This is a genomic window from Pseudonocardia sp. ICBG1293 (assembly GCF_020131355.1).
GTDB lineage: Bacteria > Actinomycetota > Actinomycetes > Mycobacteriales > Pseudonocardiaceae > Pseudonocardia.
The window spans coordinates 169,952-182,577 of sequence record NZ_JAHLEL010000044.1; the positions used below are offsets into that span (position 1 = coordinate 169,952).

Below are 12,626 nucleotides of genomic sequence, written 5' to 3' on the forward strand. Positions count from 1 at the left end.
CCGTAGCCGCGGAGGACCCCATGGCCCTGCTCCACCACCTGCACGACGCGCTGTCCGTGCTGCCCGCCCAGGACCCGTCGCCGTTCGACGAGGTCGCCCCGACCGCTCCGCCCGGGTTCGAGGCGATCCGCCAGGTCGTCGGCTACCTCCAGTGGATCGCCGGTGCGTCCATCGTGGGCCTGTTCTTCGGCGGCATCGTCGCGGCGACCGCCGGGCGGCTGTGGGACCACCACGGGTCCGGACGGCTCGGCGCGCGGATGATCATCGGCAGTCTCGCCCTCGCCGTCCTGTTCGGACTGGGCTACACCCTGATCTCCCAGTTCGCCGACACCACGGCCTGATGAGCGACGCGAGCGCCACCGGCACCGTGGCGGACGACCGGGACCCGGCGCGATCCCGGCGCGGGCAGCGCCGGGCCGGGCTGGTCCTCGTCACGACCGGGCTGCTCGCGCTGCTGCTGACCGGCGGGATCGTCGCCGCCCTGGCCGACCTGGTCCTCGACGGGGGACGCGGCATCGCCGCCGACGACGACGCGCCCGACGCCGCGACGTCCGACACGGCGGCCACCGCCCGGACCGCGCTGGCCACCGCACCGATGCTCGACCTCCCGCCGGCCGCGGCGGCACCGCACGCGCTCACGACGCGGACGGCGGGCCCCCCGGTGGCGCTGCCCGCGGCCGCCCCCGGCGACCCGCTCGCCACCCGGTTCCCGGCGACGCCGGAGGGCGCGCTCGCCCAGCTCGCCGAGCTGATGCGGGTCGGCATGGCGGGCGGTGACCCCGCGGTCTGGGAACGGACCTACGACGCGGTCGCCGAGCCGGGAGCGGCTCCGGCCGCCGGCACCTGGACCGGCCGTGACCTGGTCGACCTGCGCCGCGGAGCGGGGATGTCCGTCTCGGGCCCGCCCCCGGAGGGCACCTCGATCTCCTGGACCCCGACGGCGGCGATGGTCAAGGGCACGCTCGACGGCGGCACCTACACGGTCGCCTGCGTGCTCGGCGAGCTCGTGGTCGAGAACCGGGGCCGGGTCGTGACCGCCGGCTGGGGCAACTGCCTGCCGATGCACCGCACCGGTGACCGCTGGCTGGTCGCGGCCGGACCGACCGCGGCGCTCGCACCGTCGGCATGGCCGGGCAGCGCCGAGGCGGTCGACGCCGGATGGCGGGAGATCCGCCGATGAGCCCCGCGGCGCTCAGCCTGCCCGCCCAGCCGCCGCCCCCGGACGGCGACGGCGGCTCCGGCCTGGGCAGCTACCTGTCCGATCCCGTCGGCTCGATGGGCGCGTCGTCGTTCGACACCGCGATGCAGAAGGTCTGGGACGCCGGGGCGCTCCTGCTGCGCGGCGCGTTCACGCTGACCGACCACGTCGCCCGGTTCGACCCGGCCACGATGCTCGGCGGGTCGGGCGCCGACGCCGCGGAGGGCGGCTTCGTGTCACTGTGGCCGTCCATGACGTGGCTGGCCGCGCTGATCGCGCTCGGGCTCTTCTTCCAGCAGCTGATCTCGGTCGCGCTGCGCGGGGGCCGCGGGATGTTCCGCGCGTTCACCGGACCCGCGCAGTTCGGCATCGCGATGGCACTGACCGCCGGCGCGGTCGTGACCCTGCTGACCGCCGCCGACGGGCTCACCACGATGTTCCTGAGCCGGCTCGACGACGCGGGCACCTTCACCGCCCTGCTCGACGACGGACGGTTCGGCCCGGACCCCGACCTCGGCACGGTCGAGGAGGAGACCCGGTCGATGCTGCTCGGCCTGGCCGCGTTCTTCGGCACGATCCCGGCAGGCGTCGGCCTGGCGCTGCTGACGGTGTTCCGGCAGGCGGCCGTGCTCGTCCTCGTCGCGACCATCCCGATCACCGCCGCCGCGCTGGTCTCCGACTCCACCTCCGGGATCTTCTGGCGCTCGGCGCGGTGGATCCTCGCCGCGGTCCTGATGAAGCCCGTGCTCGCGCTCGTCCTGCTCGCCGGGGTCACCGTGACCGCCGGCGCCGACGGCGTGGCCGGGCTGCTGGCCGGGACGACCGTCCTGCTGGTGTCGCTGCTCAGCCCGGTCATGCTGTTCCGGCTGCTCGCCTTCGTCGATCCCGCGACGGGCGCCGGCGAGGCGGCCCGGTCCCGCGGGCGCTCCCGGGCGTTCGCCGAGCCGGCCGGGGACGACGGCGCCAGCGAGGCGATCAACGTGGCCCGCTTCAGCAGCAGCCGGGTCCCAGGGCCCGGCGGGCACACCGCGGCCGGTGCCGACACCGGAGGGGAGCTCGGCGGGTCGACCGCCCACGACCGCCCGACCGGCGCCGTCCCGGCACTCCCGTCGCCGGTCGGGAGGCCGTCCGCGGCCTCCCCCGCACCCGGCACGGCGGGGACCGGCGAGCGGGACACGGGCGGCGACCGCGGGGGCGCCACCCCCGCCGTCCCGACGGGCAAGGCGGGCACCGGTCGTCGTCCGCGCCGGCGGGACCCCGGATCCACACCCCGGTCGCCCGCGGGGCGACCGGCCGGCATCGAACACCGAGGGGCGGAGGGACCGCGATGAGTGCACCCACGACGACGGACGGCCCGCGGGTCTACCGCGGACTCGCCCACCGGGAGGGCACCGGGTGGATCGCCGGGATGACGCCGGTCCAGGCGTTCCTCGTCATCGCCGTGTGCTCCCCCGCGCTGCTGGCCATGTCGCGCAGCCGATGGAGCCAGACGCTGGGCTGGGGGGCGTTCGCCGCGGTCGTCGTGGTGCTGATCGTCGTCCCGATCCGGGGCCGCCCCGCGTTCCGCTGGCTGGCGGATCTGATCATGTTCCAGACAGGAGTGCTGATGCGCTGGTCCCCCTGGCAGTCCCGCGCCGCCGCCGGGCTGGCCGGCGACCGCACCGAGCCCGACCTGCCCGGGGTGCTCTCCCGGCTGGAGTTCCCGGACGGGCCGGAGTTCCACGGCGCGCGGATCTGCCTGATCCACGACACCGCGGAGGGCCGGTGGGGCGCGACCGGCAGGCTCACCCACTCCGGGGTCGGCATGCTGTCCGACCAGGAGTGCGAGCGGCTCGCCGCCCGGCTGGGCTCGATGCTCGCCGGGCTCGGCCACCGGGAGGTCGTCGACCGCGTCTCGCTGCTGGTGCGCACCGTCCCCGACGACGGCAGCGAGTACGAGGTGTGGCGGTCCCGCCACGAACACCCGGACGCGCCCGACCTGGCACGCCGGGTGACCGCCGAGATCGACCGGGACGTCGCGGGGGTCTCGGTGCGGACCGAGCTGTTCGTGACCGTGTCGGGCACCGAGGAGGCGCTGCGCAGGCCGGCCAAGGCCGCGGGCGGCGGCGTCGCGGGCCGTGCCTACGCGCTGTACCGGCTGCTCGAGGGCGTCACCGACAGCCTCCAGGGCCTCGGTGTCCGCTCGGTGACGTGGCTGACCTCGACCGGGGTCGCCGAGGCCGTCAAGACCGGCTTCAACCCGGCGACGTCGGCCTCGCTGTCCTACCGGCGCCTGGTGCGGCCCGACACCGACGGCACCGTCGGCCTGCCGATCTCCCAGGCCGGTCCGGCGCTGGCCCCGGCACCGGACGCCAGGGCCTACCACCACGACGGGTACTCCTCGGTCTCCTACGCCGTCCAGCCGCCGGAGTCCGGGACGCTCTTCGGCTCGCTCGGCCCCATGCTGGCCGTACGCACCGCGGGCGAACGCCGCACCGTGGCGATCCACTACGAGATCCTGTCCCAGGCCGCGGGCGCCCGGGTGGTGCGCAGCGACCGGTTCCGGCACAACGTGCTGATCGACGCCAAGGCCGCCCGCGGCTTCGCCACCACCGAGGCCGACGCCCGCGACCGGCGCGGGTCCCGCGAGCAGGAGGCCGCGGTCGCGGCGGGCCACGCCGTCGTCCGGTTCACCGTGGCCGCCTCGGTGACCGTGCCGTCGGACTGGAACGTCGAGGACCACGCCGCCCGGCTGGAGAACGACTCCTCGGGCCGGTTCCGGCTGCTGCGCCTGGAGCTGGCACAGGACTCCGCCTTCGTGGCGGCCGCGCTCCCGGTCGGGATCGGGCTGCCCCGCCAGAAGCGGGCGTTCGACTCGTGAGCCCCCTGCGCAGGAACCGGCCCGTCAGGACCCGCGACGCCGCCGAGCTGCTCTCCCAGTTCGCCGGTCGGGACGCCGCCGGGCCCGATGCCCCGGGGTCGGAGCCGGACGAGCCCGGCGGCCGCCGGCGCGAGCGCGTCAACCGGGTCGCCGCGCCGCGCCAGGGGCACCGCGAGCCCGGGCGCGGCTGGAGCGCGGTCGACGCGACCCGCCGCACACCGGTGCACACCGCGACGACCGCCGAGATCGGCGGGCTGTTCCCGCTGCTGGCCGCGAACGGCGTCCCCGCCGTCGGCGCCCGGCTCGGCTACGACACCCAGTCCGGTGGCGCGTTCTACGTCCACCCCACCGAGTGGGTGCTGCGGGGCATGGTCACCAACCCGAACCTGGCCGTGTTCGGCGAGCCGGGTCGGGGCAAGTCCTCCACCGTGGTCGCGCTGCTGCTGCGGATGATGCTCTTCGGGGTCCGGTCGCTGATCAGCGGTGACGTCAAGGGCGAGTACACCCCGCTGCTGCGGGCGTTGGGGATCACCCCGATCGCACTCGGCCGGGGCAGCCCGCACCGGCTCAACGCACTCGACCTCGGGCCCGTGCGTGCCCGCTGGACGGGCTGGAGCATCGAGCGCCAGCGCGAGGAGCTCAGCAGCGTGCTCGCCCGGTGGACCCGGATGCTCACCGCGCTGGCCGAGGCGCAGGGCTACTCCCCCACCGTCACCGACGAGCTCGTCCTGTCCACCGTGCTGACCCGGCTGGTCGGTGCCGCCGACGGCTACACGGAGCTGCGGCCGATCACCATCCCGCAGGTGGTGGCCCGGCTCGCCGACCCCGACGACGACCTGTGGCGGGAGCTGCGCTTCGCCGACCGTCGCCAGTTCGTCGACCACACCCGCCAGATCACCGACGCCCTGTCCAACCTCGTCGTCGGGCCGCTGGCCGGGCTGTTCGACGAGCCCACCAACTTCGACCTGGACTGGGACGCCCCGGTCCAGTCGATGGACCTGTCGCTGCTGCGGTCCCGCGGGGACCAGGCGGTCGCGGTGGCGCTGACCTGCCTCGGCTCGTGGTCGTCGATGATCACCGACCTGCAGGACGACGGCGACGTGCGGATCGTCGTCCGGGACGAGGTGTGGCGCCAGATGCGCCTGGGCCTGCGCGCCGTCCAGGCCGTCGACTCCGACCTGCGGCTGTCCCGGGCCGAGCGCAAGATCCAGCTCCTGGTGATGCACAAGCCCTCGGACCTGCTCTCGGTCGGCGCCGCCGGCTCCCAGGAGGTCTCCATCGCCAAGGACCTGCTGGCCCTGTGCTCGACCCGGATCCTGCTCGGCCAGTCCACCCGGGTCGGTGACGAGCTCGCCGACGAGCTCGGTCTGTACGAGCGTGAGCAGGCCGTGATCACCGGGTGGGCCATGGAGGGGCCGGGGCGCGCCCTGTGGAAGCTGGAGAACTCACCCGGGATGAAGATCCAGACGGTGCTCTCGGCGACCGAGCGGGCCGTCTTCGACACCAACGCCGGCCTGCGGGACGCGCCGGCCCCGGAGCCGTCGCCCACCGGGAGCGGCGTGCGGAAGCCCCGGCTCGTGTCGGTACCGGCCGGTGGCGCGCCGGCGACCGGCGTCGAGCCGGGCGGCTCGTCCCTCCGGCGCTGATCCGGTGGCACGCCGCAGGTCGACCCTCGTGCTGGCGCTGCTGGCCGCTGCCCTGACCGTCGTCCCGGCCACGCTCGGCGTCGGGATCGCCGTGCTCGGCGCGGCCGTGGACGGCGCGCTCCCCTACGGCGGCTGCAGCGGCGACGGCGGGATCGGGGGCGGGTCGCAGTCGATCGGTGGGACCGAGTGGAACGCCGAGCAGACCGAGAACGCCGCGACCGTCGTCGCCGGCGTCGTCGGACGGGGGCTGCCCCGGCGGGCGGCCGTGATCGCGATCTCGACGGTGATCGTCGAGTCGCGCCTGGTCAACGTCGAGTACGGCGACCGCGACTCGCTCGGGCTGTTCCAGCAGCGCCCGTCGCAGGGCTGGGGCACCCCCGAGCAGGTCCTCAACCCGGTGTACGCCACGGGCATCTTCCTCGACCGGCTCGGCGAGCTGCCGGGCTGGGCCTCGATGCCCCCCGGGGAGGCCGCCCAGGCCGTGCAGCGCTCGGCGTTCCCGGACCGCTACGGCCCGCAGGAGGAGCCCGCGGCCGCGCTCGTGGACCGGTTCTGGACCGGGCCGGACAACCCCGTGCCCGCCCCCGGCGGGGCCGCCACGGTCCGGGCCGCGACCTTCGCCTGCCCCGACCAGGGCGGTGCCGGTCTGCCGAGCACCCCGACCGACATCGCCCCCGGGCAGCTCCCGCCCGGGTTCACCCTGCCCGCCGACCCGGCCCAGCGGGCCGCGGTCGGCTTCGCGCTGGCCCAGATCGGCAAGCCCTACGTCTGGGGGGGCAAGGGGCCCGACGGGTTCGACTGCTCCGGGCTGATGCTCGCCGCGTGGGCGTCGGCAGGCGTGGCGATCACGGCCGGGACGGTGAACCAGAAGTCGGCAGGCACCCCGGCGTCGCTGGCCGCCCTCGCCCCCGGCGACCTGATCTTCATCCCCGGTTCGCTCGGCTCGCCGACCAACCCGCGCCACGTCGGCATGTACATCGGCAGCGGGCTGATCGTCAACGCCGTCGACTCCGCCACCGGCATCATCGCGCAGCCGCTGTCGGACTGGGACGGCCAGGTCGTCGGCGTGCGGCACATCGCGGGGCCCGCCGAGCGGGCGGCCCCGGTGGGCGCCGGGCTCGCGGCCGCGCCCTGACCGGCCGTCGAGCGGGTCAGGGTCGGAGGTCGGGGCTGGGAGGTCAGAGGGACGCGGCGCGCGCGAGGGGGTCCTCGCCGCGCAGCGGGCTCGGCCGGCCGTCGTCCTCGTCGCGCCGGGTGCCGATCCGGGCGGTGGCCAGCCCGTACCGGGTGCGGCACCCGAAGCGGACGAACAGCCGCGTCAGGTGGTTCTCCACCGTCTTCTCGCTGACCTGCAGGTCGCGGGCGATCTGCCGGTTCGTCATCCCCTGCTCGACCATCTCGACGATCCGCGTCTGGACCTCGCTCAGTCCCGGTTCCCGGGACCGGCCGAGCGGCAGACGCACCCCGTGCTCGTCGGCCAGCCTGCGCACGTGGCTGCGCAGCACCGGGGAGCCGATCTCGGACGCGACGGTGTGGGCCTCCACCCAGAGATCGGTCGGGTCGGGCACCGCCGTCCCCGCGGCCAGGAGCATCCAGCACAGCTTCGCGTGCTGCCCGTGCTCGCGTGCCGACTGCATCGACCGGTCGAGCAGGGTCCGTCGTTCCGCCTCGTCCCCGAACAGCCCCTCCGCGAAGTCCACCGCCTCGGCGACGCCGACGGCGTCGGCGCCGCGTACGAAACGCCGCCAGTCGCCCGCGGCGCTACGCAGCCGGTCGTGCCACTCCCGGAGGCCGCTGACCGCCGCGATGCCGCAGAGCCGGTTCAGCAGGAGCCTCCGGCCGAAGTCCTGCGCTCCGCCGGGCGCCTCGCACCAGACCCGGTACCCCTGCTCGAGCGCGGCCGCCGCATCTCCGCCGGCCCAGAGCCGGGTGGCCCGCACCGCCGCGTACAGGGGCCGGTGCCGGGCCTGCGCGGAGTCCGGGAGGTGCTCCTGCCACACCGCGACCATGCGTTCGTCGCCGGCCCAGGTCGCAGCCTCCACCGCGAGCAGCGTGGCGAGCTCGCGCGCCCCGGCAGCAGCCCCGTCGGGGCCGTACTCGACGAACAGGGCCCGTGTCTCGTCCGCGGCCTCCCCCCACCGCCCGGCGGCGAGTGCGGAGGCAGCCCGCTGCGCTCCGAGATGGCTGCCCCGCGAGGGGCGCCGGTAGGCCGGGCCGAGCAAGGCCTCGAGAGCTCCGACGACGTCCGGTTCAGCAGCGCGGACTCGGCGGCCCGGTGGCCGAGTGACCGCCGGTCCGGGCCCGGTGCGGCGGTCACCAGCGTCTTGGTCGCAGCCGCCAGCTCGTCGGCGCGCAGGCCGAGTCCGCACTCCCAGCGGCGGACCAGGTGCAGGGCGGAGATCGGGTTCCGGTCGTCGGCCAGTGCCTCGGACACGGGCGGGGGCGCCGACTCGTGCAGGGACAGGGCCGCGACGCCGGCGGCGGCACCGAGCAGTTCGACGTCACCGTCGACGCCCTCCTCCACGAGCCGGGTCACCAGGGCCAGCACACCGCTGTGGTCCCCGGCCCGCAGCAGCAGCCGAGCCGTCCACTCGTCGTCCTGCGGCAGGTGCTCGTGCCGTGCAGCCGCGCGCACCAGGTCCGCCGCACGCTGCGGGGCACGGCCCTCCCGCTCCCCGGCCTGCATCAGCAGCAGCTTGCCCCACGCCGGATCGGGCTCGAGCGCGTCACCGGCCGCCTCGACGTGGTCGGCGAGCACGCCCGGCTCGATCGGCGACCCGAGAGTGTCGGACGCGTGGACGACGGCGGCGTGCAGACCACGCACCCACCCCGTCCCACAGCGGGCGCGCAGCGTCGTCGCGACGGCCGGGCACCGCAGGACCAGCTCCCCCCGCTGCTCCTCCAGGACACCGTCGGTGACGAGCCGGTCGAGGGTGCGGCCGGTGTCCCGGGCGGTCCGGCCCGTCGCCGCGGCCAGCAGCGGCACGTCCCCGGCCCGGACCCGGGCGGGCCCGTCGACGAGGAGAACGAGGTCTTCGGCGACACCACCCGGCTCGCCGACGGCCGTCATCGCCAGGGCGTCGCCCGGCAGCATCGGCGTCACCCGCGGCGCGCGCAGACACACCCGGCGGCCCACCGTGACCAGGCGGTCGGAACGGCGGAGCTCGTCGACGGCGGCGAGCACGGCGGCGGGGTTGCCCGCGAGCGAGCCGAGCGCGCGGCCGAGCGCGGCCAGCAGCGTCGTGTCCGGCCGGGCGCGCAGTGACCTGCGGACGAGCCTGCCGACCTCGTGGGGGTCCAGCGGCCCCGCGTGCACCAGCACGTCGGCCGTCCCGGCGAGCACTGCCGGTCGACCGGCCGTCACCACCACACGGTGCCCGGCCGCCCGTGCCGCGACGGTGACGTGCTCGGGACGGGGCACCCGGTCGACGTCGTCGAACAGCACGAGTCCGGACGGGCCCAGACTGCCGAGCAACCGGCCGATCTCCGCGTACAGTGCTCCCCGTCCGTGTGTGCCGTGGTACGACTCGGGTGTGCACCGGCGACGGAGTGCCGCGGTCCGGCCGACGAGCTCGGAGGTCGCGCGGAGCTCCTCGAACGCCCCGGTGACCGCGTCGAGCAGGGGGACGACACCGTAGAGGTCCCAGTCGGGGCGCGGACCGGCGCCGCGGACGGTCAGCACCGGCCGCCCGGCACAGCACCCGGCGGCGGCGAGCTCGTCGAGCACCGCCGTGCGCCCACTGCCCCGCTCGCCGTGCAGCACGGCCAGGACACCGCCCGGCCCGTCGGCGGCCAGCGCGGCGAGCTCGTCCTCCCGGCCGATCGGTCCCGGCGACTGGTTCGCCACGGTGCTGGTCCCCCTCCGTCGAGCCGGGGCGTCGTCCACCCCTTTCCCAGATGTTAGGACGGTGATCGTCGGATCGGGACCGGATCGCCCGTCCGGGCACCAACGGCGCCCCGGAGGACACCCGGGACGGGGCGCGCAGCGGGGCTGTTCCGTCCCGGAAGTCCCGATGCGCCATCATGATCGCCATGCCGGTGGCACGGAGCACGACCGACACGGTGCTCGAGCTGGTCGGCGCCGACGGGGGCCCGCCGGTCGTGCTGCTCACCGGTCACGCCGGATCGGGCCGCAGCACGGTACTGGCCCAGGTCGGCGCCGCGCTGCACGCGGAGGGGCGCGCGGTCATCGCGGCGCGTCTGTCCCGGGACGGCGTCACGACCGGGATGCACGACGGCTCCGGCGCTCCCCTCGCCCGCGGGGGCGGCCCGGTACCGGTCCCGCTGGGCCCGGTGGCGGGAGCGCACCGGGACCCCGGCGTGGCCCGCCGCGCCGCTGCGGCGACGGCGGCCTGGATGACGGGCCGGGACGCCGTCGTCCTGCTGGACGACGTGCAGTGGATGGACCTCGACACGCTCGCGGTGCTCGACGCGCTCGCCCATCGGCTCGCCGGCTCGACCGTGCGATACGTGTGCGCGGTCGCCCTGCCCTTCCCGGCCCACCTGGCGGAGGCGGGCTCTGCGGCTCTGGCACGGCTGCGGGAACAGTCCCTGCTGGCGTCGGTACGGGTCCCGGCGCTCGACGCGGGCCAGGCGGCGCAGGTCGTGCAGGAAGTCCTCGGCGCCGTCCCTTCGACGGAGCTGCTGACCTGGGTCCGGGACCACAGCCGGGGACTCGCCGCGGTGGTGGCCGCCGCGGCCGCGACCCTGCTGCACGGTGGCGGCGTCCGTCTCGTGTACGGGTACGCCTACCTGTTGCCCGGGGCCGACCAGGACCCGCCACCGGAGACGGCCGCGGCGCTGCAGGAGCGGATCCGGCGGCTCGGGTCGCGGATGTGGTCCACCGCGCAGCTCGCCGCCGCGCTCGAACCCGCCGGGGCAGCTCTGCCCGAGCTGCTGGCCACGGCGGCGGGGACCGACCAGCAGGACGCCCTCGACGGTCTGTCGGAGCTGCGGGCGGCCGGGATCCTGCACGTCGGGGGCGACCGGAGGTGGCGGTTCGTCGTCCCGCTGCTCGGCGCGGCGCTGCGCACCACCCTCGGCCCCTACCGGCGCAGCGAGCTCGCTGCACTGCTCGTCGGCGCGGCCTGGGACGGCCGGGTCACGCCCGACCGGTTCGGGCTCGCCGACCAGGTGGTGCTGGCCGGGCGGCTGCTGCCCGCCGATCGGGCGTACGCCGAGCTCGTCTCCGCCGGGACCCACGCGCGGCCCGACCACGTACGCCGCGAGCAGCGGTGGTGGCAGGCGGCGACCGAGGCGGCGCCGACCGCCTCGGACCGGCTCCGGGCCCGGCACGAGTTCACCCGGGCCGCCGAGCAGTCCGGGGACATCGTGACCACCATCGACTCCATCCGCGGGCTGCTCGAGGACGGTACGACGCCGCGCATCACCCGGCACGCGCTCTATCTCCGGCTCGTGCTGTGCCTGCACTCCGCCGAGGAGACCGAGGAGCTCGACGCCATCGCGAGCGGGTCGGCGCCCTCCCTGTGGAAGGCCGACGACGGCATCCGCGCGGTCTGCCAGGTGCTGGCCCGGGCGGTGCGCGGCCGCTGGGCCGACGCCTGCGCGACGCTGCGGACGACCCGGGAACTGTGGATGGGGGAACCGACCACCCACGCCGTCGGCGAGCTGACCGGGTGGAGTGCCGACCTGCTTGCCGGCCGGGCCTCCCCGGAGTCCGCGGTGGCCGTCGTCCAGAACGAGGCCGATCCGATCGGGGTGCGCTACCGGGCCACCTGGGCCATCTCGACGCTGGTGGAGATGGGTGACGTCCCCGCGGCACGGCGGGTCGCGCGCCGCGCCGGGTTCGCCGAGTACGAGCTGCTGCCGCGGCATCGAGCGGTGTTCGCCCTGCTCGAGGGCCGACCGGAAGCCCCGGAGCTGGCCCGGCGGGCGATCGCGCATCCGGGTGCGCTCAGCTTCGAGATCTCCGCCGCGGCGTTCCACCAGCAGTTCGCCGGTCTGATGGTGATGCGCGGGCAGCTGACGGGGGCCCGGGAGATGGCGGCGGCGGCCCGCGCCGAGGTCACGGTCCTCACCCATGTCCTCGACGTCGTCGATGCGGCGGGCGACGCGGTCCTCGGCGACCTGGACGCCGCCGCGGCCAGGGCCGACCGTGCGCTCACCCGGGCGCGGGAGGAGGACCTGCTGGTCGGCACGGACCTGTTGCTCGTGCTGCTGCTGGAGACCGATCTGGTCAGGGGGGACGACGAGACCGCGCGGCGACGCAGCCGGGAGCTCGACACGGTGGCCGAGACCCTGGGCACTCCCCGGGCGGTCCTGCACGCCACTTTCGGACGAGCGCTGGTGCACCGCGACACCGCCACGGCCGAAGAGACCCTGCACATCGCACGACAGACCGGACAGGCCTTCGACGGTGCGCAGCTGGGCAGGCGGTTGGCCCGGCTCGGTCTGCTGGGCGAGGAGGACCTGCTTGGCGTCTACGACTTCTACGACAGGATCGACGCGCCCCTGGCCCGCTACTGGACGAGAGCGGCGATGGAGGCCTCCGGTGTGCCGGTGCCCGGACGCGCGATCACCAAGGCCGAGAACGAGCGCCTGCTCGGCCAGCTCCTGACCGAGGGGCTGACCAACCGGCAGATCGCGCACATCCTGGACAGCACCGAGAAGAGCGTGGAGGGACGGCTGGGACGGCTGTTCGCCCGTACCGGCTACCGCTCCCGGATCGAGCTGGCGGCGGCGCTACTGGACCGGACCTTCGAGCACTGAGGCGTTCCGGTCCGTGCGGGCGCCGTTGCCTCCCCCGGGGCAGGAGATCGTCCGGGGCGCTCGCCCCCCGGGCCGTGCGCGCCTACCGTGCAGTGTCGGTACCGGACCAACGGAAGGCCTCAGGTGAACGAGTCTGCGCGCGGGCGGGGGCCGTCCGGGTCGGGGCGTCGGTCGGGTGATCCGGGTACGGGGC

At 75.9% G+C, this 12,626-nt stretch carries 9 protein-coding genes; 7 read left to right on the forward strand and 2 right to left on the reverse strand.

Annotated features, from left to right (window positions below):
- Window positions 1-20: 20 nt before the first annotated feature.
- From KPF47_RS20800 to KPF47_RS20825, 6 genes are read left to right on the forward strand one after another with little or no spacing between them, the layout of a single operon-like run.
- Window positions 21-341: a hypothetical protein gene (locus KPF47_RS20800; RefSeq protein WP_224390412.1), complete on the forward strand. Its 321-nt coding sequence runs from the start codon at window positions 21-23 to the stop codon at window positions 339-341.
- On the forward strand, window positions 341-1,180 hold the full coding sequence (locus KPF47_RS20805; RefSeq protein WP_224390414.1) for a hypothetical protein: 840 nt from the start codon (window positions 341-343) through the stop codon (window positions 1,178-1,180). The genes KPF47_RS20800 and KPF47_RS20805 overlap by 1 nt, the downstream gene beginning before the upstream one ends.
- Window positions 1,177-2,529 carry a hypothetical protein gene (locus KPF47_RS20810; protein WP_224390415.1) on the forward strand — a complete coding sequence of 451 codons (1,353 nt, stop codon included), beginning with the start codon at window positions 1,177-1,179 and terminating at the stop codon, window positions 2,527-2,529. Before KPF47_RS20805 ends, KPF47_RS20810 begins: the two co-directional genes overlap by 4 nt.
- Entirely contained in the window at window positions 2,526-4,058 is a 1,533-nt protein-coding gene (locus KPF47_RS20815) for an SCO6880 family protein (protein WP_224390416.1), read from the forward strand. The genes KPF47_RS20810 and KPF47_RS20815 overlap by 4 nt, the downstream gene beginning before the upstream one ends.
- Window positions 4,055-5,704 (forward strand): ATP-binding protein, encoded by a 1,650-nt coding sequence (locus tag KPF47_RS20820; RefSeq protein WP_224390417.1) that lies wholly within the window; start codon window positions 4,055-4,057, stop codon window positions 5,702-5,704. The genes KPF47_RS20815 and KPF47_RS20820 overlap by 4 nt, the downstream gene beginning before the upstream one ends.
- 4 nt (window positions 5,705-5,708) lie before the next feature.
- Window positions 5,709-6,839, forward strand: coding sequence for a C40 family peptidase (locus KPF47_RS20825; RefSeq protein ID WP_224390418.1), 1,131 nt, complete (start codon window positions 5,709-5,711; stop codon window positions 6,837-6,839).
- 43 nt (window positions 6,840-6,882) lie between these two features.
- Here KPF47_RS20825 and KPF47_RS40300 read toward each other — a convergent pair whose 3' ends face one another.
- Complete coding sequence (locus KPF47_RS40300; protein WP_224390419.1) at window positions 6,883-7,644, reverse strand: helix-turn-helix transcriptional regulator; 762 nt, start codon at window positions 7,642-7,644, stop codon at window positions 6,883-6,885.
- On the reverse strand, window positions 7,527-9,551 hold the full coding sequence (locus KPF47_RS20835; protein ID WP_224390420.1) for an ATP-binding protein: 2,025 nt from the start codon (window positions 9,549-9,551) through the stop codon (window positions 7,527-7,529). The genes KPF47_RS40300 and KPF47_RS20835 overlap by 118 nt, the downstream gene beginning before the upstream one ends.
- A 185-nt stretch (window positions 9,552-9,736) precedes the next feature.
- Here KPF47_RS20835 and KPF47_RS20840 point away from each other — a divergent pair, with 185 nt between their 5' ends.
- A complete protein-coding gene (locus KPF47_RS20840) occupies window positions 9,737-12,433 on the forward strand; it encodes an AAA family ATPase (protein WP_224390421.1) in 2,697 nt (898 codons plus the stop codon).
- The last annotated feature ends 193 nt before the right edge of the window (window positions 12,434-12,626 follow it).